A 21,486-nucleotide genomic window follows, 5' to 3' on the forward strand; every position below is an offset into this window, starting at 1 on the left:
GATGAACAGCTGCCTCTACCACGGCGTCTTACGCCACCGCCGCCTCCAGCCGAAAACCCACGAATTCAGCTACAGCGTCTTTATGGCCTGGCTGGATCTGGATGAACTGCCGCTGCTGTCGTCCGTCGGCGTGCGGCGCAATCGCTTTGCCGCCGCCTCGTTCCACGACGTGGACTACCCGCTCGGTGCGCCGCTCAAAGTAAACGTGCTGAGCAGGCTGGAGAGCCTGACCGGAGAACGCCCGGACGGGCGGGTCATGCTTCTGACGCAGCTGCGCTATTTCGGCTTTCATTTCAATCCGGTCAACTTTTACTACTGCTACGACGGTCAGGGAACGCTGCGCTGGGTGCTTGCGGAGGTTCGCAACACGCCCTGGAATGAACGTCATTACTATGCCGTCAACGGACAGGATGCGCAGCCCACGGAAAAAGCGTTTCACGTTTCCCCCTTCAACCCGATGGACATGATCTACCACTGGCGCTTTAACGACCCGGATAACACGCTGCATATGCACATCGAAAATCATCAGGAAGCGAAGGTCTTTGACGCCACGCTCGCGCTGCGCCGGAAGCCGTTGACGCGCCCCGCGCTGCGCTCGTTGTTGCTGCGCATCCCGCTCATGACCCTGAAAACCGTTTTTGCCATTTACTGGCAGGCGCTGCGCCTGTGGCTCAAGCGCGTGCCGCTGTATAACCACCCCGTCAGCAGGAGTGAACGCTCATGACCGATCCCGTCTTTGCGTTAGAACCCGATATCCCGCGCAACGTCCGCCTCGCGCGATGGCTGCTGTTTCGTCTGTTAAGTGGCATTCGCGGCGGCTCGCTCACCCTGCGTGAAGGGGCACAGACCTTTCATTTTGGCGAAGCATCCTCCGCGCTGCATGCCGACGTGCAGATCCTCACGCCCGGCGTCTACTGGCGCGTCTTAACGGGCGGGAGCCTTGCTGCGGCAGAAGCCTGGATGGACGGCGAGTGGGAAACCGCACATCTCACGCCGCTTCTGGAGCTGCTGGCGATCAACGGCGAGGTGCTCGGTCGTCTGGAAAACGGGTTCCGCCTGATCGGCAGGCCGCTGGAGCGGTTACGCCACTGGACGCGGCGTAACTCCCGCCTGAAAGCGCGCGAAAATATTGCCGCCCATTACGATCTGGGCAATACCTTTTATGCCCATTTTCTGGATAAGGAGCTGCTCTATTCCAGCGCGCTGTTTACCGCTGACGAGCAGGATCTGACGGCGGCCCAGCAGGCCAAAATGGCGCGCCTGTGTGACCAGCTCGCGCTAAGCCCGGGTGACCACCTGCTGGAAATTGGCACCGGCTGGGGCGCGATGGCGGAATACGCCGCCCGCCATTATGGCTGTCGGGTAACGACTACCACGCTATCGCAGGAGCAGTATATCTGGGCGACCGAGCGGATCGCCCGCGCCGGGTTGCAGGATCGCGTTGAGGTACTGCTCTGCGACTATCGCGACCTCACCGGACAGTACGACAAGCTGGTCTCAATAGAGATGATTGAGGCCGTCGGGCAACGCTATCTGCCGACGTTCTTCCGCACCTGCCAGGCGCGGCTGCGCCCCGGAGGACGGATGGCAATTCAGGCCATTACCATTCAGGACCAGCGCTATCGCGACTACAGCAAAAGCGTCGATTTTATCCAGCGCTACATTTTTCCCGGCGGTTTCTTGCCGAGCATTACCGCGATGAACGAGCTGATGACGCGCCACACCGATTTCGTGGTGCGCAACCTCTTCGACATGGGCCCCGACTACGCCCGCACGCTGGCCCACTGGCGGCAGCGCTTTGTCCACGCCTGGCAGGAGATTGAAAAGCTCGGCTTCGATGAACGGTTCCGCCGCATGTGGCTGTACTACTTCGGCTACTGCGAAGCCGGGTTTAACGCTCGCACCATCAGCGTGGTGCAGCTGACCGCCGAGCGCGTATGAGACGGTATTTTCAGGTCTTCCTGCTGGCCGTCGCGTTCGATCTTTACTGGGCGCTGGTGGTGCTCTTTCGCGAACAGGGCCTGATTATCTGGCTCGCGCTGGCGATCCTGGCGTGCCTGCTCTTGCCGCCTGCATACCGTTTTTACGCTATTGGGCTGGCTGCGGCGGGCAGCCTGCTGGACGCCCTCTGGGCCCTGACCGGGCTGATTGCCTTCACCGGCGAGTCCCTGATGCCGTTATGGATGGTGGCACTGTGGCTGATGTTCGCCACGGTCTGGACGCAGCTGACGCGCACCACCACGTTACCCGGCTGGCTGCTGACCCTGCTGGCCGCCGTGGGGGGGCCGGTGGCTTATCTGTTTGGCGAGCGGCTGGGGGGAATTACGTTTCTGGAGCCGACCTTTATCGTCGTGAGCTGGATGGCACCGGGCTGGCTGGTGTTGATGCTGTTTTTCCACCTGCTGATGGGGAGACAAAAATGAGAGCTGCGGTTTTGCTGCTTTGGCTGACGCTGGTTGTGCCTGCTGCCCAGGCCGCCGACTGGCTTTCCTGGCGGAAGGTGGGGGACGCCACGCTCACCTGGGGACCTTTCACCGTCTATACCTCCCAGCTGCGCACTCCGGATGGCCGTTACAGCCGGGACCAGGATCAGGCGCTGATTATTACCTATGCGCGCGACATCGATCGCGATGAACTGGTTGAGGCGACCCGCGACCAGTGGCAGGCGCAGGGGATCCTGGCACAGGAACCGCAAAGCGAAGCCTGGCTGCGGATGCTCCAGTCCCTGTGGCCGGATGTCCGACCGGGTTCACAGCTGGCGTTTGTTCTCAACGATAAGCAGGGGCAGTTCTGGTACCGCGCGTCAGCGGCGCAAACCTCCTTTATTCCACTCGGACCACGCCAGTCGGAAGCGTTCAGCACCCGTTTTCTGGCCATCTGGCTCGATCCCCGCACGCAATATCCTGAGCTGCGTCAGCAGTTAATTGGAGGCCAAAAATGAAACGTATCCTGATGATGGCGCTGGCATTCACGATGCTGCTGGCGGGCTGTAGCACGGAGGTGGCCGAGTATCGCCAGCAGCAGCCGCGGCTTGATATCTTCCACTACTTCCAGGGCAAAACCGAAGCGTGGGGGATGGTGCAGGATCGCAGCGGTAAGCAGATCCGCCGTTTCCACGTTGAGATTGCCGGGGACGTTATCGGCGATACGCTGACGCTCAATGAGCACTTTGTCTACGACGATGGCGAGAAGCAGCAGCGGGTCTGGCATATTCGCCGCGTGGGTAACGATCGCTATGAGGGAACGGCAGGGGATATTGAAGGGGTTGCCACGGGACAGGCCGCAGGCAACGCCTTCAACTGGCATTACAGCATGGACGTGACGGCCAACGGCAGCACCTGGCTGCTGAACTTCGACGACTGGATGTATTTGCAGGATGAGACCCATCTGTTTAACAAAACCGAGATGAAGAAATTTGGCGTCACCGTCGCCACGGTGACGCTGTTCTTTACCCGTAAGACCTCAGCTTAGTCGCGGACGCTGCCGGTTTTGCTGCTGGAGTAGATGAAGTACAGGGCAATCCCCAGGCACACCACCGCGCTCAGACGGCTCGGTGAAAACGGAATGGCGGGATTGCCCAGCCAGCCAAAGTTATCAATCAGCATACTCATGGCGAGCTGGCCGAATATCACCGCCACCGTGGCGACGGCGGTGCCGATGCGCTGTACGGCGAGCACCATTATCACGATATAGGGCACGCCAAACATCGCCCCGAGGAGCTGCCATTTCGGCACGTCCAGCAGCGTGACCGCCTGCTTAGGCTCAAAGAAGAAAATGAGCAGGGCGGTCACCAGCGCGCCGACGGAAAACGTCAGAAACGCGCTCTTGAAAACGCCCACGCTGCTGCCGAGCTGCCCGTTAATTGCTGCCTGTACGCTCAGCGTTGCGCCGCCACACACGGCCAGAAGAATCATCATCAGTGTCATACGTTTACCCCTGTGCCACCAGAACCAGTGCGGCAATAATAAAAACCAGCGCCACGATGCGTTTCGCGTTTATCTTCCTGAGCGGCGTACCCAGCAGACCAAAGTGATCGATGATCAGGCTTTTAAAGACCTGACCGGCCAGAATGCCAATCATGGTCATTGCGATGCCGATAGCGGGGGTCGCAACGGTCAGAATGACCACGTAGACAGGGCCAAGCACGCCGCCGAGCAGCTGCCAGCCGGGCTGTGCGAAAAACGACGGGCTGTTACGGGGGCTGAAAAACAGCATCAGCAGAAACGTCAGCGCGGCGCCTACGCCGAAGATGCTGAACGTCGCCCATAAGTCACCCACTTCGCCGCCCAGCGGACCCAGCAGGCCCGCCTCTACGGACAGCCCCATCCCGCCGGCAATCACCAGTAAAATCAACACAAACTGCATTACGCTTCCTCCGTTTTCAGGCGAAGAAGATTACGTCTTCAGTCTCGTGAGAAAAATGCCATAATGCTGGAAACACTTTTGCAGGATATGCATTAATGGTCGACGCCAGCAACATCAACGTCCGCGCGCTGCTGATCTTTATTGACGTGTATGAAGCGCAAAATTTCTCCGTCGTGGCGCGGCGGCAGGGGATATCGGCCTCGCAGATATCGCGCGTGATACACCAGCTTGAGGATGCGCTCGGCCAACAGCTTTTTTATCGCAATACGCGGGCCGTCATCCCGACGGAAAGCGGTCATCTGTTTATTCGCTATGCCCGGTCGATGGCGGAAAATCTGGAAGAGGCGCGCCGGGAGCTGGACGCGCGTGCGGTGGAGCCTTCCGGTGCGATCCGCATTAACGGACCGGTGTTCTTTGGTCAGAAGCATATTGCGCCCGGCCTTCCCGGCCTGTCGGAACGCTATCCCCGCCTTAGCGTAGAGCTGACGCTGACCGATGATTTTATCGACCCCCATCGGGATGCCGCCGACGTGATCTTCCGGATTGGCGTGCTGACGGACTCCTCGTTTCATGCGCGGGTGTTCGGGCAGCAGGTTTATCATCTGGCCGCGTCGCCAGACTATGTGCGAAAACAGGGTGCGCCTGAAGGGCCGGACGATCTGAACCGTCATCACACGCTGGTCTATCGCGGATCGTCAGGGCCAAACCGCTGGCTGTTTCGCAGGAAGGGCGAGGCGTGGATACACTATCCCGTTACGCCATTGATGATCTCCAATAATGCGGAAGCGTTACTGGCTGCGGCGTTGGGTGGAATGGGGATCGTGCTGTTCCCGGACTGGCTGGTGAGCGAGCAGCTCCAGCGCGGCGAGCTGATTCCGCTTCTTCCTTCGCTGGAGTGTGCCATCAATACGGAACCGCAGGCCATTGCGGCGATCTATCCTGATGCCCGACATCCGCCCCTGAACGTCAGGGCGGTGATTGATTATTACGTCGAGCACTTTGGTACGCCGCCGTACTGGCAAACGTAAGGGATTACGCGCCGAGCTCTTTGCGGATAATTTCTGCGCCAGCGCTGAGCGCTCTCAGCTTGCCGTTAGCAACCTCGCGGGAAAGAGGAGCCATGCCGCAGTTGGTGGACGGGTAAAGCTTGTCCGCATCGACGAACTGCAGCGCTTTACGCAGCGTATCGGCGACTTCCTCCTGCGTTTCAACCGCGTTGGTTGCCACGTCGATCGCGCCGACCATCACTTTCTTACCGCGGATCAGCTCCAGCAGATCCATAGGCACGCGTGAGTTGTGGCATTCCAGGGAGATGATGTCGATGCTAGACGTCTGCAGCTTGGGGAAGGCCTCTTCATACTGGCGCCATTCTGAGCCGAGCGTCTTTTTCCAGTCCGTATTGGCCTTGATGCCGTAGCCGTAGCAGATGTGTACGGCGGTTTCGCACTTCAGCCCTTCAACGGCGCGCTCCAGCGCGGCGATCCCCCAGTCGTTCACCTCGTCAAAAAAGACGTTAAATGCTGGTTCATCAAACTGGATAATATCGACGCCTGCGGCCTCTAGCTCACGCGCTTCCTGATTAAGGATTTTGGCGAATTCCCAGGCCAGCTTTTCACGGCTTTTATAGTGCGCGTCGTAAAGGGTGTCGATCATGGTCATCGGCCCGGGCAGGGCCCATTTGATCGGCTTGTCCGTCAGCTGGCGCAGGTATTTTGCATCGTCCACGAATACCGGCTTCTGACGCGCAACGGCTGAAACCACGGTCGGCACGCTGGCGTCATAGCGGTTACGAATGCGTACCGTCTGGCGATTTTCGAAATCCACGCCGCTCAGGTGTTCAATAAAGGTGGTGACGAAGTGCTGACGGGTCTGTTCCCCGTCGCTGACAATATCGATTCCAGCACGGATCTGCTCATCCAGAGACAGGCGCAGCGCATCCTGTTTACCCGCTAGCAGTTCCTGATCCTGCAATTTCCAGGGTGACCACAGCGTTTCAGGTTGTGCAAGCCAGGTTGGTTTAGGCAGGCTGCCAGCCGTAGACGTCGGGAGCAATGTTTTCATAATAAAAGACCTTTTTGAATGAATTAAAGCGTGTAGTTATCAGACCACTGCTCAAGAATATGTTGGTAAGGCTTAATGAAGTACGCTTCGGTAAAGCGGCCCTGTTCAATCGCCAGCTGGCTTCGCTCTTCCCGGTCATAAACAATCTTGGTTAATGAATGATCCTGCTGGTTCAGATCCGGTCGGTAGTACAGTCCCGCCGCCGAGTTTGCGTTATAAATTTCCGGGCGATAGATTTTCTGGAACGTCTCCATCGTGCTGATGGTGGCAATCAGTTCCAGATCGGTGTAATCACTCAGCAAATCCCCGGTAAAGAAGAACGCGAAAGGCGCCACGCTGTTTTCCGGCATGAAATAGCGAACCTGCAGGCCCATCTTCGCGAAGTACTGTTCCGTTAGCGACTCGCCATCCGGCTGATACTCAATGCCCAGCACGGGGTGCTGGTTACCGGTGCGGCGGTAGGTGTCTTTGCTGGAGACGCTCAGGCAGATCACCGGTCCCTTTCTGAAGTTCTCTTTGTATTCCGGCGAATTCACAAAGTGGCGGAAAATATTGCCGTGCAGTTCGCCAAACTTTTCCGGAATGCTGAAGTGCTGCTGGTTCTTGTTGTGTTCCAGCAGCCGCACGCTGAAATCATAATCCCGCACGTAAGAAGAGAAGTTATTTCCGACGATGCCTGGGATACGCTTGTTATTTTTTTTGTCGACAATCGTGGTTTGCAATATCTCAATGGCCGGGAACGGTTTTTCCGCGCCAATGTTCAAATCTACAGAGATGATTTCAAGCTCAACCGCGTAGCGATCGGCGTTTGGGTTATCCCAGCGCGCCAGGGCGTTAAAGCGGTTGTTGATCATCATCAGCGTATTGCGCAGGTTTTCCTGACGTTTTTCCCCGCGCGCCAGGTTGGCAAAGTTGGTGGTCGTACGCGTATTTTCTGACGGGTTGTAATTCTCATCGAAGCAACTGCGCTTAAGGGTATATGTGAAAGCTTTGCTCATTGTGGTTATGCATCCTAAGTTCATGTTGCTAAGAAGTTGCCGATGCATAATTTATGCCTGAGCCCGCAGCGCAGGGGAAGTGACTTAATTTCAATGCAACATGAGCGAAGTTCATGAAGTGTAATGCTCGAGGTGTCGCTGCCTTCATGCCGGGTGGCGCTGCGCTTACCCGGCCTACGATTCTGCTAATGTCGCACTCTTTCCTCAATTCCCGCTATAATCCCCAAAATTTCCAACCGGTTTAGAAACGATCATGACAAAACTCACCTTACAAGAGCAGATGCTGAAAGCGGGCTTAGTCAGCAGCAAGAAAGCGGCGAAAGTGCAGCGCACGGCAAAGAAATCACGCGTTCAGGCGCGTGAGGCTCGGGAAGCGGTAGAAGAGAATAAGAAAGCGCAGATCGAGCGTGACAAGCAGCTGAGCGAGCAGCAGAAGCAGGCCGTGCTGGCGAAAGAGTTTAAAGCACAGGTGAAGCAGCTGATTGAGATGAACCGCATCACCGTGGCGAGAGGCAACATCACCTTTAACTTCACCGACGGCAATCTCATCAAAAAAATCGACGTGGACAAGCAAACTCAGGCTCAGCTGATCAACGGCCGTCTGGCGATTGCCCGCCTGGTCATCAACGCCAGCGGCGACTGTGAATACGCGATTATTCCGGCGGTGGTGGCCGATAAAATTGCCCAGCGCGATGCCGACAGCATCGTGTTAAACAGCGCGCTCAGCCAGGAAGAACAGGACGAAGACGATCCGTACGCGGACTTCAAAATCCCTGACGATTTAATGTGGTAAACCGCATTCAGAACGGGGCGGCGTGACGGGCGTTAACCGGCTCTCCGCTCACGGGATGAATAAAATTCAACTCGCTGGCATGCAGCATCAGCCGGGGCGTTTCCTCAGTCCCCGGCGCGTCAAGACCGCCATACAGATCGCAGCCCAGAATCGGGTGCCCCAGCTGCTGGCAGTGAATACGCAGCTGATGGGTTCGCCCGGTCTCCGGTGTCAGTTTCACCCGCGTTAACGGCAGTCCTGTCCCCTGATAAAATCGTTCCACCACCCGATAGCGGGAGCGGGCGGGTTTACCGTTGATAGCGCAGATCGACATCAGCGGGAACAGCGCCGGGTCTTTGGCGATCGGCGCGTCTATCACTCCCTCATCGTTTTCCAGATGTCCGCAAAGCAGGGCGCTGTAGACTTTCTCCACGCTGCGCTGGCTGAACTGCTGGCACAGCGCCGCGTTGATGGCCTTATTGAGTGCAACCACCATCAGCCCGGACGTGCCAAAATCCAGACGGTGTACCAGCGTGCAGCCAGGGAACGTCTGGACCAGACGATAATGGACAGAATCAAGGTTTTGCGGATTTTTGCCCGAGAGACTGAGCAGACCGGAAGGCTTATCGATCAGCAGCAGATGTTCATCCTGCCAGAGGATCTCGATGTCGTCGTGACACGGTGGGGCTATAAAAGAATCAATAATCGCAGACATCAGGCCGCCCGGCTGGAGAGTGGGAGCGGATGATAACGAAATGCGGGAGAAAAGAAAAACCCTCCCACCTGGCGGTGAGAGGGCAAAATCTTACGCTGCAACCAGGCTGTCGATGGCGGCTTTCGCATCGGTCTGCGCTTTGGTCGCCACTTCCGGACCGTAAGCGATGCCTTCTGCGAACACGAAGTTCACGTCAGTGATGCCGATGAAGCCCAGGAACAGGCTCAGGTACGGCGCAACCAGGTCGGTCGGGGTGTCTTTATGGATGCCGCCGCGGCTGGTCAGTACAACCGCACGCTTGCCTTTCACCAGACCTTCAGGGCCGTTCTCGGTGTAACGGAAGGTTACGCCAGCGCGCGCCACCAGGTCGAAGTAATTCTTCAGCTGGGTAGGGATGTTGAAGTTGTACATTGGGGCGTTGATGACGATAACGTCGTGCGCCTGCAGCTCAGCAATCAGCTCGTCGGACAGGGCCAGCGCTTCCTGCTGACGTGGAGACAGTGGTGCATCGCTTGGGCGCAGCGCGCCAACCAGCTCGCCGTCAAGCACAGGAATTGGGTTTGCAGCCAGGTCACGCACGGTGATTTCGTCAGCAGAATGCTGTTCACGCCACTGTTCAACGAAGTAATCAGACAGCTGACCAGACTGAGAGTACCCTGCCAGAATACTGGATTTCAAAACTAATACTTTGCTCATGGGTGATTCCTGTTGTTGCATTTGATTGAAGGGGGTTGCCCCGTTGCTTGTTGACACTCTATTCACAATCCTGCCACAGAGATAGCGCAATATATCGAAGCCTATGTTCGAATTTTTTGAATAAGGCGCGAAAGGCGTCGATGTGGTACTCTATAGCAATCATTAAAAAGAGAGTTTATCAGGGCGTGTACTGCCCTTTAACGCTATGACAGAACAACAAAAATTAACCTTCCCGATGCTCCTGCAACAGCTTGATTCTCTGATGCTGCGCGACAAACAGCGCTTTGCCCGCCGTCTGCACGGGGTGAAGAAGGTTAAAAATCCTGATGCACAACAGGCCATTTACCAGGAGATGGCGAAAGAGATTGAACAGGCGGCAGGGAAAGTTGTGCTGCGCGAAGCCGCACGCCCGGCGATTATCTACCCGGAAAACCTGCCCGTCAGCCAGAAAAAACAGGACATCCTTGAGGCCGTTCGCGACCACCAGGTGGTGATTGTCGCGGGGGAAACCGGTTCGGGGAAAACCACCCAGCTGCCGAAAATCTGTATGGAGCTGGGGCGCGGGCTAAAAGGGCTGATTGGTCACACCCAGCCGCGTCGGCTGGCGGCACGTACCGTGGCGAACCGTATTGCCGAAGAGCTGCAGACGGAGCCGGGCGGCTGCATTGGTTACAAGGTGCGATTCAGCGACCACGTTAGCGATAACACCATGGTCAAGCTGATGACCGACGGTATTCTGCTGGCGGAAATCCAGCAGGATCGCCTGCTCATGCAGTACGACACCATCATCATTGACGAAGCGCACGAACGCAGCCTGAACATCGACTTCCTGCTCGGCTACCTGAAAGAGCTGCTGCCGCGTCGCCCGGATCTGAAAATCATCATTACCTCCGCAACCATCGACCCGGAGCGCTTCTCGAAGCATTTCAACAATGCGCCGATTATCGAAGTCTCTGGCCGTACCTATCCGGTTGAGGTGCGCTATCGCCCGATTGTGGAAGAGGCGGATGATACCGAGCGCGATCAGCTGCAGGCCATCTTCGACGCCGTTGACGAGCTGGGCAACGAAAGCGCGGGAGACATCCTGATCTTTATGAGCGGCGAGCGCGAAATTCGCGACACCGCCGACGCGCTCAGCAAGCGCGACCTGCGCCACACCGAGATTCTGCCGCTTTACGCACGCCTGTCAAACAGCGAGCAGAACCGCGTGTTCCAGCCGCACGGCGGGCGACGCATTGTGCTGGCGACCAACGTGGCGGAAACCTCGCTGACCGTGCCGGGGATCAAATACGTTATCGACCCGGGCACGGCGCGCATCAGCCGCTACAGCTACCGCACCAAGGTCCAGCGCCTGCCGATTGAGCCCGTCTCCCAGGCGTCCGCCAATCAGCGTAAAGGCCGCTGCGGGCGCGTGTCGGAAGGGATCTGTATTCGTCTCTATTCCGAAGATGATTTCCTGTCGCGTCCGGAATTTACCGACCCGGAAATTCTGCGTACCAACCTGGCGTCCGTTATCCTGCAGATGACCGCGCTGGGGCTGGGCGACATCGCGGCGTTCCCGTTCGTTGAAGCGCCGGACAAACGCAACATTCAGGACGGCGTACGTCTGCTGGAAGAGCTCGGCGCCATTACCACCGACGAGCAGGCCACGGTCTACAAGCTGACGCCGCTGGGCCGCCAGCTCAGCCAGCTGCCGGTCGACCCGCGCCTGGCCCGTATGGTTCTGGAAGCGCAAAAGCACGGCTGCGTGCGCGAGGCGATGATCATTACCTCGGCGCTCTCCATTCAGGACCCGCGCGAGCGTCCGATGGACAAGCAGCAGGCGTCTGACGAAAAGCACCGTCGCTTCCACGACAAAGAGTCCGACTTCCTCGCCTTCGTAAACCTGTGGAACTATCTCGGCGAGCAGCAGAAAGCGCTCTCCTCGAACCAGTTCCGCCGCCAGTGCCGCGTGGATTTCCTCAACTACCTGCGCGTGCGCGAGTGGCAGGATATCTACACCCAGCTGCGCCAGGTGGTGAAAGAGCTGGGCATTCCGGTTAACAGCGAACCGGCGGAGTACCGCGAAATTCATATCGCGCTGCTGACCGGCCTGCTGTCCCACATTGGGATGAAGGATGCTGAAAAGCAGGAGTATACCGGCGCGCGTAACGCCCGTTTCTCCATCTTCCCCGGTTCCGGCCTGTTCAAAAAGCCACCGAAGTGGACCATGGTCGCGGAGCTGGTGGAAACCAGCCGCCTGTGGGGGCGCATTGCCGCGCGTATCGATCCGGAATGGGTGGAGCCGGTGGCTCAGCACCTGCTGAAACGCTCGTACAGTGAACCGCACTGGGAGCGCGCGCAGGGCGCGGTAATGGCGACCGAGAAGGTGACCGTTTACGGCCTGCCGGTGGTCGCCGCGCGTAAGGTCAACTACAGCCAGATTGACCCGACGCTCAGCCGCGAGTTGTTTATCCGCCACGCGCTGGTGGAGGGTGACTGGCAGACGCGTCACGCCTTCTTCCGCGAAAACCTGAAGCTGCGCGCCGAAGTGGAGGAGCTTGAGCACAAGTCCCGCCGCCGCGACATTCTGGTGGACGACGAGGCGCTGTTTGAGTTTTACGACCAGCGCATCAGCCACGAGGTGATTTCCGCTCGCCATTTTGACAGTTGGTGGAAAAAGGCCAGCAAAGAGACGCCGGACCTGCTCAACTTCGAAAAGAGCATGCTGATTAAAGAGGGGGCGGAGTCGGTCAGCAAGCTTGACTACCCGAACTTCTGGCATCAGGGCAACCTCAAGCTGCGTCTGACGTATCAGTTTGAACCGGGTGCCGACGCGGACGGTGTGACCGTTCATATTCCGCTGCCGCTGTTAAACCAGGTCGATGAGGGCGGGTTTGAGTGGCAAATCCCCGGCCTGCGCCGCGAGCTGGTGATTGCGCTGATCAAATCCCTGCCGAAACCGGTGCGCCGTAACTTTGTGCCTGCGCCAAACTACGCGGAAGCGTTTTTAGGCCGCGTCACGCCGCTGGAGTTGCCACTGCTGGACGCGCTCGAGCGCGAGTTCCGACGCATGACCGGCACCACCATCGACCGCGATGACTGGAACTGGGATCAGGTGCCCGATCACCTGAAAATCAGCTTCCGTGTGGTGGATGATAAAAACAAAAAGCTGCTGGAAGGACGTTCCCTGAGCGAGCTGAAAGAGTCGCTGAAGGGAAAAGTTCAGGAGACGCTTTCTGCGGTGGCGGACGACGGTATCGAGCAGAGCGGGCTGCATATCTGGAGCTTTGGTCAGCTTCCGGAAAGCTACGAACAGAAGCGCGGTAACTATAAGGTCAAAGCCTGGCCTGCGCTGGTGGACGAGCGCGACAGCGTGGCGATCAAACTGTTTGATAACCCGCTGGAACAGCAGCAGATGATGTGGCGCGGGCTGCGTCGCCTGCTGCTGCTGAACATCCCGTCGCCGATTAAGTATCTGCACGAGAAGTTGCCGAACAAAGCCAAGCTGGGGCTGTACTTTAACCCGTACGGCAAGGTGCTGGATCTGATTGACGACTGCATCTCCTGCGGCGTGGACAAGCTGATCCACGAGGCGGGCGGTCCGGTCTGGACGGAAGAGGGCTTTGCTCAGCTTCATGAAAAGGTGCGCGCGGAGCTGAACGACACCGTGGTGGAAATTGCCAAACAGGTCGAGCAGATCCTCACCGCCGTGTTCAATATCAACAAGCGCCTGAAGGGGCGCGTGGATATGACCATGGCGCTGGGGCTCTCGGACGTGAAGGCGCAGATGGCGGGGCTGGTCTATCGCGGCTTTGTCACCGGCAACGGCTTTAAGCGTCTGGGCGATACGCTGCGCTATCTGCAGGCGATCGAAAAACGTCTGGAAAAAATGGCTATCGACCCGCACCGCGATCGCGCGCAGATGCTGAAAGTGGAAAGCGTGCAGCAGACGTGGCAGCAGTGGCTCAACAAGCTGCCGCCGGCGCGACGCGACGATGAAGACGTGCAGGCGATCCGCTGGATGATCGAGGAGCTGCGCGTCAGCTTCTTTGCCCAGCAGCTCGGTACGCCGTATCCGATTTCGGATAAGCGTATTCTGCAGGCGATGGAGCAGATTTCCGCTTAAAACCCTTGCCCGGTTTTCTCCCTCTCCCTATGGGAGAGGGTCGGGGTGAGGGCATCAGGCCGCACAATTTTCACCCGTTCACCATTGCCAGCGTAAACCCATCCCATCCCTTAACCCCCACCGTTTGCAGCGCGGTGGCGGTTAAGCGCGGGTTATCCCCAATCATCTCGATAAAACGCCGCACGCCCAGCACGCGCGCGTCGTCGCTTTGCCCGTTAATGACCTCGCCGTCGCGCACTACGTTATCGCCGATAATCACCGTGCCGGGACGGGAATAGTGCAGCGCCCACTCCAGATAGCCGGGATTGTTTGGCTTATCCGCATCGATAAAGATCAGGTCGAACGGCGGAACGTCACCGAAATTCTCCAGCGAGTTAAGCGCCGGGCCTTCAATTAATTCAATACGATCGTTCAGCCCCGCGAGGCGAATATTCTGACGGGCAACGTCGGCATGTGTCGGATCAGCCTCGAGCGTAACCAGCTTTCCGTCTGGCGGCAGGGCGCGCGCCATCCAGATTGAGCTATAGGCACCCAGCGTTCCGATCTCAAGAACACGTCTTGCCTGCGTCATACGCACGAACAGCGCCAGCAGCTGCCCCTGATTGGCCGCAACGTCGTGTTCAGGCAGCCCGGCGCGATTGTTGTTTTCCAGTACCTGACTCAGCACGTCATCATCAGGGATAAGCGAAGAAATCATGTAATTATCTACTGCTGACCATTGTTGTTGCATAGATTGACTCCTTGGGAGGGATTGCCGGGTGGCGGCTACGCCTTACCCGGCCTACATTTCGCCCCGTAGGCCCGGTAAGGCGTAGCCGCCACCCGGCTTGTCTTCAGGCACTGACCCAGCCGCCACCTAGCGCCCTGTACAAATCGATCTGCGCCAGCAGCAGGTTATTTTTCGCCTGCACGACGCTGGTCTGAACCGAGTACAGCGTGCGCTGTGCGTCCAGCACGTCAAGATAAGAGGAGTAGCCGTTGCGATTACGATTCTGCGCAATGCGCAGCGTCTCCTGCGCCACATCCTGCTGGGCAAGCAGCTCCGTCAGCTGTTCCTGATAGCGCGTAATAGCATCAAGGCTGTTGTTCACTTCGGCAAACGCGTTACGCACGGTTTTTTCATAGGCGTACAGCGCCTGGTTCCGCTGGGACTGGGAAATATCCACCTGCGCATTCAGCGCCTGGCGGTTCAGCAGCGGGGCAAGAATACTGCCCCCGACGCTCCAGAGCTGAAGCGGGTTATCCAGCAGGCCTGAAAGGGTGCGATCCTGGACCGATCCGGTCGCGGTCAGGTTGATCGACGGCAGCAGGCTGGCGCGTGAGGCGGCAAGCGAGGCGTCTGCCGCAACCAGCTGACGTTCGGCCTGAACGATATCCGGTCGACGGTTCAGGAGCGTAGACGGCAGCTGTGACGGCAGCTTCAGCGGCGTCAGCGTCTCAAAGCTTTCGCTGCGCGCTACCGCGCCGGGATTGCTTCCCAGCAGCAGGCTCAGGGCGTTCTCCTGCTGCGCAATCTGATGCTGCAGCACGGGAACCTGCGCCCGCGTTGAGCGCAGCTCGGAATCCGACTGCATCAGCTCCAGACGCGAACTGTAGCCCGTCTCAAACTGACGTTTCGCGAGGATAAATGCCTCTTCGCGTGATTTCAGCGTGGATTCGGTCACGCGCAGCTGTTCGTCAAGCGAGAGCAGGGTGACATACCCGGAGGCAACGGAAGACGCGACGGTCAAATCCGCGGCGGCAGCGGCGGCTTTTTGCGCCTCAAGCGAGGCTTCGGCGGCATTGGCCGTGCTGCGGTTGACGCCCCAGATATCAACGTCATAGCTCGCCGTCAGGCTACCTCTGTACAGCGTGCCGTAGATCGGCAGCCCGGTCGCGGCGGATTGCGAACGGGCGCGCGTCCCCGTTACGCCCGCGTCAAGCGACGGAAACAGGCTGCCGTCGGCCGCAAAGACCCGCGCCTGATACTCGTTAATTCGCTCGCGGGCGATCAGCACGTCGCTGTTGTTCTTAAGCGCCTGATCCACATAGCGGTTGAGGTTGTTGTCATGGAAATTGCGCCACCAGAGCTGCTCCGCCGGGCTGGCAGGGCCGGAATCGGCGCGCCACTGGGTGGGGATTTGCAGCGTCGGCTGCGCCGGTTTTACGTCGACGGACTGGCATCCGGCGAGCATCACCGCCAGCACCAGACTGGCTATCGGGCGAAGGGTCATTGTTTTCCCTCCCGCGTATCAATGGTCACCTGCACCGACATGCCAGGACGCAGCAGGGCGGACTCCTCAGGCTTGCCGAGCACTTCGATGCGCACCGGAATACGCTGGGCGATTTTAACAAAGTTGCCGGTGGCGTTGTCCGGCGTGATGGCACTGAACTCCACGCCCGTCGCCGGAGAGATACTTTCCACGCGGCCCTGATACGCTTTGTCGTTCAGGGCATCGACGGTGAATTTGACAGGCTGACCAACGCGCAGCTCCGCAAGCTGCGTCTCTTTGATATTAGCGATCACCCAGTGCTGAGGCGGCACAAGGGTGGTGAGATGGGTCCCGGCGGTGACATACGCCCCGAGACGCACGGCAATCTGGCCGAGCTGACCGTCGCGCGGGGCGATAATGCGGGTGTTTTGCAGGTCAATCTGCGCCAGCTCCAGCGCCGCTTTCGCGTTCTCAACATCTGCCTCCAGCGCGCCGCGATTGACAATCACCGTCTGCAGATCCTGACGCGACATCTCAAGCGTGGCTTTGGCCTGATCGATATCGGCGCTGCCCTGGGCGGCACTGGCCAGCGCCGCGTCGCGCTCGCGAATAGAAAGGGATCCGTCCGCCGTCAGATCCTTCACGCGCTTTAAATCCGCCTGCGTTTTGAGGCTCTGGGCGCGGGCATTTTTCAGCGCCGCGTCGTTTTTGGCGATCGTCGCTTCGGCGCTTTTACGCTGCTGCAGGTTGTTATTGAGCGCGGCAATTTTCATCGCCAGCTGTGCCTCGGCCTGATGCACGCGCTGACGATAGATGCGGTCATCAATCTGCAGCAGCAGGTCGCCTTTTTTAACCTGCACAAAGTCCTGAACCTTCACCTCGGTGATATAGCCATTCACCTGAGGGCTGATAAACGTCGTCTGACCGCGCACGTAGGCGTTGTCGGTAAACTGCGCGTGGCGGGTGAACGGCGGCAGCTGCCACGCATAAAGGATCACCAGCACGCCGACAATACCGATGGCAGCGGCAGTGAAAATGGAAACAATGCGCACATTTTTGCGGGTGTTGGCCTGCTCTTTGGCGGCATCCTGCTGACTCATAAACTCTCCAGAACTATTTCAATTATTTGTTGCCGGTGGCGTTCTTCAGCGCCATGCGGGCAGTGATGCGCAGGCGTAGCAAGCGCCATAAAATCCAGACCAGCGTGGCGGCAGCGATGCTCGCCGTCAGCAGATAAGTATCGTTGTAGGCCAGAATATTCGCCTCCAGCGTGGTGACCGTTTGCAGCTGCGTTATCGCCTGCGTCCCCAGCAGCGAACTGTCGCCAATCAGGCTTCGGTACATCTGGGTATAAATCTGGATACGCTCGTTGACCAGCGGATTGAGCGTGGTGAGCTGGTCCGCCAGCAGGCTGGAGTGGTACTTCTCGCGCCAGGTCTGGAAGGTCCCGAGGATCGCGGAGCCCAGCAGGCCGCCGAGGTTCTGACTCATGCCAAACATCACCGAGAAGCTGACCAGGTTGCGCGGATCGGCGATCACGCCGCCAATGGCGGCCAGCATGGCGGGTGCCAGGAAGAAGGCGCTGCCAAAGCCCAGCAGAAACTGGCTTAGCATCAGCTGATCCGGCCGGGTCAGGTTGTTGGACTGGCTGTCCAGCAGCGAGGCAACAATCATCAGCGCCAGAGAGGTGATGATTGGCCACGCAAGTTTTGTCGGCTTGATGGTAAGACAGCTGGTGACGATCCCGCAGACGATCCCGGCGAAAATGGACCACGCGAGGTGGGTCATCTGCTCGTTCTGTAGCCCCACGTACTGCAGCCAGCCGATGACGCCGGTGTTTTGCTCTGCCAGCACGATGCGGATCAACAGCATGATGAGCCCCAGACGGACGATGCTGCCGCTCGACAGCCAGCGGGTGTTCAGCAGCGGGTTGCTGCGGTTATGTTCAAAGACGATGGCGGCCACAATCAGCACCAGCGACAGCGCCAGAGACCAGCCGATCCACGGCGCCTCGAACCACCAGTCAAGACGGCCTAAAGAGAGTACGGCGCAGAGCAGGGCCATTCCCGGGGCCATTAAAAAGAAGGTGATGAAGTCTTTCTTCTCAAAGACCTTGCGCCTGTCGCCCGGCGGCAGTTTTAAGGCTATTACGCAGGCCAGGGAGATCAGCGCCAGCCCGAGCTCGAAGAAATAGAGCCCGCGCCACTCGTCCAGCTGCAGCAGTTCGGTTGAAAACAGGCGGGCCAGAGGGATAGCGAGCGAGGACCCGGTAATCCCGATGGTGAGCGCCTTCAGGCGGTGCTTCGCAGGCCAGGCCTGGATCTGGTAGTAAATTCCCAGCGAGCTTAGCGCGGCGGCCACCATCCCGTGCGCGGCGCGAACCATCAGCGCCGAGCTGAGATCGTTAACGAACAGGTGGAAAAAGGTCACCAGCACGTACAGCACCAGAAAACCTTCCGTGAAGGCGCGCAGACCGTACTGCTGGCGGAACTTAACCAGCAGCAGGTTGATAGAGATGTTGGTCATGACGTAGACCGCGGGCAGCCAGGCGATTTCGGTCGACCATGCCCCGAAGGTACCTTGCAGATTTTGCAGGTTGGCTGTCACCACCGCATTACCCAGCGCCCCCGTCAGGCACACCAGCAGGCCAACGACGCCGTAGGCAATACGTTTTGGCGTAGTGTGCTCGGGTGTGGAAGGCGAACCCAGCAGAGCGGGTTTCTCATGTGGCTGCCACTCGCGAGGAGCATAAGGGTCGCGTTCGGGCAGGCGCATAACGTCGTTTACCTTAGAAAGAGTTGAATAATTAGCGGGCTAGCGATTCTACGTTTGCCGCAAATGATAATTCAAGTGAATATGATTTACGCATGTTAATCAAATGTAGAAGGGAAGTTTAAGGAAAAAGAGCGGCCCGATGTCGCCGTTGTGTTGAGAACCTGAAGTCGCTACCCTGAAGGGATAGAGAGAAGGAGTTCATCATGGAACAGACCCATTTTCCCATCCTGCCGGATGCCACGCTGGCGGCCATTAATAATGTCGGTGAATGGCTGGCGCAGGATGACCTGAGCGGCGGTCTCCAGCCCCCGGACGTCGATGCGGTAATCCTGGCAGGGAACGCGGTGATCCCGACCATTGAGGCGGCCTGTCGAATTGCCGCGCAGCGAGAAATCCCGCTCCTGATTAGCGGCGGTATTGGTCACTCGACCGCGTTTTTATATGCCGCTATCCGCAGTCATCAGCGTTATCACACCTTACAAGTCGAAGGACGGGCGGAAGCGAGCATTCTTGCCGACATTGCGCGGGAGTTCTGGAAGATCCCCGAGGCGCGCCTGTGGATTGAAGATCGCTCCACCAACTGCGGTGAGAACGCGCATTTTAGCTGGAACATGCTGAAACAGCATCAGCGCGCAACCGGGCGGGTGCTGGTGGTGCAGGATCCGACGATGCAGCGCCGTACGATGGCGACGTTTGCCCGCGTTTGTCGGGATGAGCCCGTGTCACCGGAGTGGATAAGCCATCCCGGGTGTACACCGACACTGCATAACGGTAAAGATGGCGTGGAGTTTAGCGCGGACAGCGCAGGACTGTGGCCCGTAGACCGCTACCTGTCACTGATTTTGGGGGAACTGCCCCGTTTGTATGATGACGTTAACGGCTATGGCCCGGCCGGGCGGGATTTTATCGCGCACGTTGACTTTCCTGAAGCTGTGATTGCCGCGTGGAAACAGCTGCAGCGCGATCCGGTCCTGACGGGGGCGCGTAAGATAATCTAAGCACGGAACCCTTCCCTCGCCCCATTGGGGAGAGGGTTAGGGTGAGGGAAAAATCACAGCGCCGCAAACTTATCCAGCGTCCGCACCAGCTGCGTCACAAAACCATATTCGTTGTCATACCAGGCTACCGCTTTCACCAGCTGCAGCTCTCCCGCTTCTGACACCTCCGTCTGCGTGGCGTCAAACACCGAACCATAATGCGAGCCAATCACATCGGACGACACAATCTCTTCGTCGGTGTACCCGAACGATTTATTGCCCTGCGTCGCCTTTTTCAGCGCGGCGTTGATCTCCTCAACGGTGACTTTCTTGCCCAGAATCGCCACCAGCTCGGTGACCGAACCCGTTTTTACCGGCACGCGCTGCGCGTGGCCCTTCAGTTTGCCGCTCAGCGCCGGGATCACCAGACCGATGGCCTTTGCGGCACCGGTGGTGTGGGGAATGATATTCTCAGCCGCCGCCCGCGAGGCGCGAAGGTCTTTCCCGCGCGGGCCATCCACCAGCGCCTGCGTACCGGTATAGGCGTGAATGGTGGTCATGGTGCCCACTTTTATTTCAAATGCATCGTTCAGGGCTTTCGCCAGCGGGGCGAGGCAGTTGGTGGTGCAGGATGCGACGGAAATAATGGTGTCACTGGCGTCAATAGTGTCGTCATTCACGCTGTAGACGATGGTTTTCATCTCACCCGCTGGCGCGGAGATCAGCACTTTCTTCGCGCCAGCATCCAGGTGCGCCCGTGATTTCTCTTCGGAGGTATAAAAACCGGTGCACTCCACGACAATATCCACGCCTGCGGCTTTCCACGGAATGTGCTTCGCCTCTTTTTCGGCGTACACCGCAATGGTTTTACCATCCACAATCAGCGCATCCTCGGTGAAATCCACGCTCCACGGGAAGCCACCGTAGTTGGAATCATGCCTGAGCAGGTAGGCCAGCACTTTCGGTGAGGTGAGGTCGTTGATGGCGACGACGGTATTACTGTCCTGGGTTTCAAGAAGGCGACGCAGAACAAGGCGTCCAATGCGTCCAAAGCCGTTAATGCCAATTTTACTCATGGTGTTCTCCTGTAAACGTGTCGATGCGACAGTTTGAACTCATCCAGGCTTAGACCATCACGGGCTGGGCGGCAATTGAAGATGCTTCATGCGGGAGGAAGTATTTGAAAAACCATACAGAAAAGTTAATGAATTTTTAAGGAAAGGAGATTATGTTGGCGCGATAACTGTTTTTAATCGGGAAATGACATGCGTACTAAATATACAAGCCTGCAAATCGGCATCCACTGGCTGGTGTTTCTGTTAATCATCGTCGCCTACTGCGCCATGGAATTCAAAGGTTTCTTCCCGCGCACTGCGCGTCCAGTTATCAATATGATCCACGTTTCGTGCGGTATCAGTATCCTGGTGCTGATGGTGACGCGTCTGCTGGTTCGCCTGAAATTCCGTGCGCCACCGATTCAGCCGAAGCCAAAAGCGATGGTGACGGGGATGTCCCATCTGGGCCACCTGGTGGTGTATCTGCTGTTTATTGCGCTGCCGCTGATTGGCATTGTGATGATGTACAACCGGGGCAGCGACTGGTTTGCGTTTGGCATGGTGATGCCGCATGCGGCGGAGTCAAATTTTGACCTGGTTGATGTGCTGAAAGAATGGCACGAGACGCTGGCGAACCTGGGCTATTTTGTGATTGGCCTGCACGCGGCGGCGGCGCTGATGCATCACTATTTCTGGAAAGATAATACTCTTCTGCGCATGATGCCGAAAAAGCGTCAGTAGCCCTCTTGCCCGGCGGCGCTTCGCTTGCACG

The 21,486-nt window shown here is 58.1% G+C and carries 21 protein-coding genes; 10 read left to right on the forward strand and 11 right to left on the reverse strand.

The genetic code is table 11. From position 1 onward, the window contains the following. Window position 1: 1 nt before the first annotated feature. The 5 genes from GVO84_RS10750 to GVO84_RS10770 are packed head-to-tail and all read left to right on the forward strand — an operon-like array spanning window position 2 to window position 3,471. The gene (locus tag GVO84_RS10750) at window positions 2-724 is read left to right on the forward strand and encodes a DUF1365 domain-containing protein (RefSeq protein ID WP_159514095.1); all 723 of its coding nucleotides are present in this window, start codon (window positions 2-4) and stop codon (window positions 722-724) included. Beyond that, window positions 721-1,941, forward strand: a complete 1,221-nt coding sequence (locus GVO84_RS10755) for an SAM-dependent methyltransferase (protein ID WP_159514096.1) — start codon at window positions 721-723, stop codon at window positions 1,939-1,941. Before GVO84_RS10750 ends, GVO84_RS10755 begins: the two co-directional genes overlap by 4 nt. Continuing rightward, window positions 1,938-2,423 carry a DUF2878 domain-containing protein gene (locus GVO84_RS10760; protein ID WP_159514097.1) on the forward strand — a complete coding sequence of 162 codons (486 nt, stop codon included), beginning with the start codon at window positions 1,938-1,940 and terminating at the stop codon, window positions 2,421-2,423. The genes GVO84_RS10755 and GVO84_RS10760 overlap by 4 nt, the downstream gene beginning before the upstream one ends. Beyond that, entirely contained in the window at window positions 2,420-2,941 is a 522-nt protein-coding gene (locus tag GVO84_RS10765) for a hypothetical protein (protein ID WP_159514098.1), read from the forward strand. The genes GVO84_RS10760 and GVO84_RS10765 overlap by 4 nt, the downstream gene beginning before the upstream one ends. Next, window positions 2,938-3,471, forward strand: a complete 534-nt coding sequence (locus GVO84_RS10770; protein ID WP_159514099.1) for a DUF3833 domain-containing protein — start codon at window positions 2,938-2,940, stop codon at window positions 3,469-3,471. Before GVO84_RS10765 ends, GVO84_RS10770 begins: the two co-directional genes overlap by 4 nt. On the opposite strand, the gene GVO84_RS10775 is transcribed toward GVO84_RS10770, so the two are convergent. Both GVO84_RS10775 and GVO84_RS10780 read right to left on the reverse strand, forming a co-directional pair. Continuing rightward, the gene (locus GVO84_RS10775; protein ID WP_159514100.1) at window positions 3,468-3,926 is read right to left on the reverse strand and encodes a DMT family transporter; all 459 of its coding nucleotides are present in this window, start codon (window positions 3,924-3,926) and stop codon (window positions 3,468-3,470) included. The genes GVO84_RS10770 and GVO84_RS10775 overlap by 4 nt on opposite strands. Window positions 3,927-3,930: 4 nt before the next feature. Next, entirely contained in the window at window positions 3,931-4,365 is a 435-nt protein-coding gene (locus tag GVO84_RS10780) for a DMT family transporter (protein WP_159514101.1), read from the reverse strand. A 95-nt stretch (window positions 4,366-4,460) separates the two neighbouring features. Here GVO84_RS10780 and GVO84_RS10785 point away from each other — a divergent pair, with 95 nt between their 5' ends. Then, window positions 4,461-5,393 (forward strand): LysR family transcriptional regulator, encoded by a 933-nt coding sequence (locus GVO84_RS10785; protein ID WP_159514102.1) that lies wholly within the window; start codon window positions 4,461-4,463, stop codon window positions 5,391-5,393. A 4-nt stretch (window positions 5,394-5,397) separates the two neighbouring features. On the opposite strand, the gene GVO84_RS10790 is transcribed toward GVO84_RS10785, so the two are convergent. Both GVO84_RS10790 and GVO84_RS10795 read right to left on the reverse strand, forming a co-directional pair. Next, complete coding sequence (locus GVO84_RS10790; RefSeq protein ID WP_121423647.1) at window positions 5,398-6,426, reverse strand: methionine synthase; 1,029 nt, start codon at window positions 6,424-6,426, stop codon at window positions 5,398-5,400. Window positions 6,427-6,449: 23 nt separating this feature from the next. Further along, on the reverse strand, window positions 6,450-7,424 hold the full coding sequence (locus GVO84_RS10795; RefSeq protein ID WP_159514103.1) for a DUF1852 domain-containing protein: 975 nt from the start codon (window positions 7,422-7,424) through the stop codon (window positions 6,450-6,452). A 253-nt stretch (window positions 7,425-7,677) separates the two neighbouring features. Between GVO84_RS10795 and GVO84_RS10800 the strand changes: the two genes are divergently transcribed. After that, the gene (locus GVO84_RS10800; protein WP_032639304.1) at window positions 7,678-8,217 is read left to right on the forward strand and encodes a DUF2058 domain-containing protein; all 540 of its coding nucleotides are present in this window, start codon (window positions 7,678-7,680) and stop codon (window positions 8,215-8,217) included. Window positions 8,218-8,224: 7 nt separating this feature from the next. On the opposite strand, the gene GVO84_RS10805 is transcribed toward GVO84_RS10800, so the two are convergent. Together GVO84_RS10805 and azoR are read right to left on the reverse strand one after the other, a co-directional pair. Further along, window positions 8,225-8,911: an RluA family pseudouridine synthase gene (locus GVO84_RS10805; protein ID WP_159514104.1), complete on the reverse strand. Its 687-nt coding sequence runs from the start codon at window positions 8,909-8,911 to the stop codon at window positions 8,225-8,227. A gap of 90 nt (window positions 8,912-9,001) precedes the next feature. After that, a complete protein-coding gene (gene azoR, locus GVO84_RS10810; RefSeq protein WP_080327161.1) occupies window positions 9,002-9,607 on the reverse strand; it encodes an FMN-dependent NADH-azoreductase in 606 nt (201 codons plus the stop codon). 205 nt (window positions 9,608-9,812) lie between these two features. Here azoR and hrpA point away from each other — a divergent pair, with 205 nt between their 5' ends. Beyond that, on the forward strand, window positions 9,813-13,715 hold the full coding sequence (gene hrpA, locus GVO84_RS10815) for an ATP-dependent RNA helicase HrpA (RefSeq protein WP_159514105.1): 3,903 nt from the start codon (window positions 9,813-9,815) through the stop codon (window positions 13,713-13,715). Between the two features lie 70 nt (window positions 13,716-13,785). On the opposite strand, the gene GVO84_RS10820 is transcribed toward hrpA, so the two are convergent. From GVO84_RS10820 to GVO84_RS10835, 4 genes are all read right to left on the reverse strand, one after another. Beyond that, on the reverse strand, window positions 13,786-14,445 hold the full coding sequence (locus GVO84_RS10820) for an O-methyltransferase (protein ID WP_159514106.1): 660 nt from the start codon (window positions 14,443-14,445) through the stop codon (window positions 13,786-13,788). Between the two features lie 103 nt (window positions 14,446-14,548). After that, a complete protein-coding gene (locus tag GVO84_RS10825; RefSeq protein ID WP_159514107.1) occupies window positions 14,549-15,928 on the reverse strand; it encodes an efflux transporter outer membrane subunit in 1,380 nt (459 codons plus the stop codon). Then, window positions 15,925-17,007 carry an HlyD family secretion protein gene (locus tag GVO84_RS10830; protein WP_080327157.1) on the reverse strand — a complete coding sequence of 361 codons (1,083 nt, stop codon included), beginning with the start codon at window positions 17,005-17,007 and terminating at the stop codon, window positions 15,925-15,927. Before GVO84_RS10830 ends, GVO84_RS10825 begins: the two co-directional genes overlap by 4 nt. A 22-nt stretch (window positions 17,008-17,029) precedes the next feature. Further along, window positions 17,030-18,682 carry an MFS transporter gene (locus GVO84_RS10835; RefSeq protein ID WP_159514108.1) on the reverse strand — a complete coding sequence of 551 codons (1,653 nt, stop codon included), beginning with the start codon at window positions 18,680-18,682 and terminating at the stop codon, window positions 17,030-17,032. A 203-nt stretch (window positions 18,683-18,885) separates the two neighbouring features. Between GVO84_RS10835 and GVO84_RS10840 the strand changes: the two genes are divergently transcribed. Continuing rightward, the gene (locus tag GVO84_RS10840; protein WP_159514109.1) at window positions 18,886-19,680 is read left to right on the forward strand and encodes a YdcF family protein; all 795 of its coding nucleotides are present in this window, start codon (window positions 18,886-18,888) and stop codon (window positions 19,678-19,680) included. A 53-nt stretch (window positions 19,681-19,733) separates the two neighbouring features. On the opposite strand, the gene gap is transcribed toward GVO84_RS10840, so the two are convergent. Then, window positions 19,734-20,735, reverse strand: a complete 1,002-nt coding sequence (gene gap, locus GVO84_RS10845) for a type I glyceraldehyde-3-phosphate dehydrogenase (protein ID WP_029740556.1) — start codon at window positions 20,733-20,735, stop codon at window positions 19,734-19,736. A 189-nt stretch (window positions 20,736-20,924) separates the two neighbouring features. Here gap and cybB point away from each other — a divergent pair, with 189 nt between their 5' ends. Then, window positions 20,925-21,455, forward strand: coding sequence for a cytochrome b561 (gene cybB, locus GVO84_RS10850; RefSeq protein WP_159514110.1), 531 nt, complete (start codon window positions 20,925-20,927; stop codon window positions 21,453-21,455). Window positions 21,456-21,486 lie beyond the last annotated feature (31 nt).

The sequence above is a fragment of the Enterobacter sp. SM3 genome (assembly GCF_009811935.2).
GTDB lineage: Bacteria > Pseudomonadota > Gammaproteobacteria > Enterobacterales > Enterobacteriaceae > Enterobacter > Enterobacter asburiae_D.

What these genes read in the sequence shown, in the direction of transcription:
- GVO84_RS10750 (WP_159514095.1), top strand. Translation starts at nt 2, where the DNA reads ATGAACAGCTGCCTCTACCACGGCGTCTTACGCCACCGCCGCCTCCAG.
- GVO84_RS10755 (WP_159514096.1), top strand. Translation starts at nt 721, where the DNA reads ATGACCGATCCCGTCTTTGCGTTAGAACCCGATATCCCGCGCAACGTC.
- GVO84_RS10760 (WP_159514097.1), top strand. Translation starts at nt 1,938, where the DNA reads ATGAGACGGTATTTTCAGGTCTTCCTGCTGGCCGTCGCGTTCGATCTT.
- GVO84_RS10765 (WP_159514098.1), top strand. Translation starts at nt 2,420, where the DNA reads ATGAGAGCTGCGGTTTTGCTGCTTTGGCTGACGCTGGTTGTGCCTGCT.
- GVO84_RS10770 (WP_159514099.1), top strand. Translation starts at nt 2,938, where the DNA reads ATGAAACGTATCCTGATGATGGCGCTGGCATTCACGATGCTGCTGGCG.
- GVO84_RS10775 (WP_159514100.1), bottom strand. Translation starts at nt 3,926, where the DNA reads ATGACACTGATGATGATTCTTCTGGCCGTGTGTGGCGGCGCAACGCTG.
- GVO84_RS10780 (WP_159514101.1), bottom strand. Translation starts at nt 4,365, where the DNA reads ATGCAGTTTGTGTTGATTTTACTGGTGATTGCCGGCGGGATGGGGCTG.
- GVO84_RS10785 (WP_159514102.1), top strand. Translation starts at nt 4,461, where the DNA reads ATGGTCGACGCCAGCAACATCAACGTCCGCGCGCTGCTGATCTTTATT.
- GVO84_RS10790 (WP_121423647.1), bottom strand. Translation starts at nt 6,426, where the DNA reads ATGAAAACATTGCTCCCGACGTCTACGGCTGGCAGCCTGCCTAAACCA.
- GVO84_RS10795 (WP_159514103.1), bottom strand. Translation starts at nt 7,424, where the DNA reads ATGAGCAAAGCTTTCACATATACCCTTAAGCGCAGTTGCTTCGATGAG.
- GVO84_RS10800 (WP_032639304.1), top strand. Translation starts at nt 7,678, where the DNA reads ATGACAAAACTCACCTTACAAGAGCAGATGCTGAAAGCGGGCTTAGTC.
- GVO84_RS10805 (WP_159514104.1), bottom strand. Translation starts at nt 8,911, where the DNA reads ATGTCTGCGATTATTGATTCTTTTATAGCCCCACCGTGTCACGACGAC.
- azoR (WP_080327161.1), bottom strand. Translation starts at nt 9,607, where the DNA reads ATGAGCAAAGTATTAGTTTTGAAATCCAGTATTCTGGCAGGGTACTCT.
- hrpA (WP_159514105.1), top strand. Translation starts at nt 9,813, where the DNA reads ATGACAGAACAACAAAAATTAACCTTCCCGATGCTCCTGCAACAGCTT.
- GVO84_RS10820 (WP_159514106.1), bottom strand. Translation starts at nt 14,445, where the DNA reads ATGCAACAACAATGGTCAGCAGTAGATAATTACATGATTTCTTCGCTT.
- GVO84_RS10825 (WP_159514107.1), bottom strand. Translation starts at nt 15,928, where the DNA reads ATGACCCTTCGCCCGATAGCCAGTCTGGTGCTGGCGGTGATGCTCGCC.
- GVO84_RS10830 (WP_080327157.1), bottom strand. Translation starts at nt 17,007, where the DNA reads ATGAGTCAGCAGGATGCCGCCAAAGAGCAGGCCAACACCCGCAAAAAT.
- GVO84_RS10835 (WP_159514108.1), bottom strand. Translation starts at nt 18,682, where the DNA reads ATGCGCCTGCCCGAACGCGACCCTTATGCTCCTCGCGAGTGGCAGCCA.
- GVO84_RS10840 (WP_159514109.1), top strand. Translation starts at nt 18,886, where the DNA reads ATGGAACAGACCCATTTTCCCATCCTGCCGGATGCCACGCTGGCGGCC.
- gap (WP_029740556.1), bottom strand. Translation starts at nt 20,735, where the DNA reads ATGAGTAAAATTGGCATTAACGGCTTTGGACGCATTGGACGCCTTGTT.
- cybB (WP_159514110.1), top strand. Translation starts at nt 20,925, where the DNA reads ATGCGTACTAAATATACAAGCCTGCAAATCGGCATCCACTGGCTGGTG.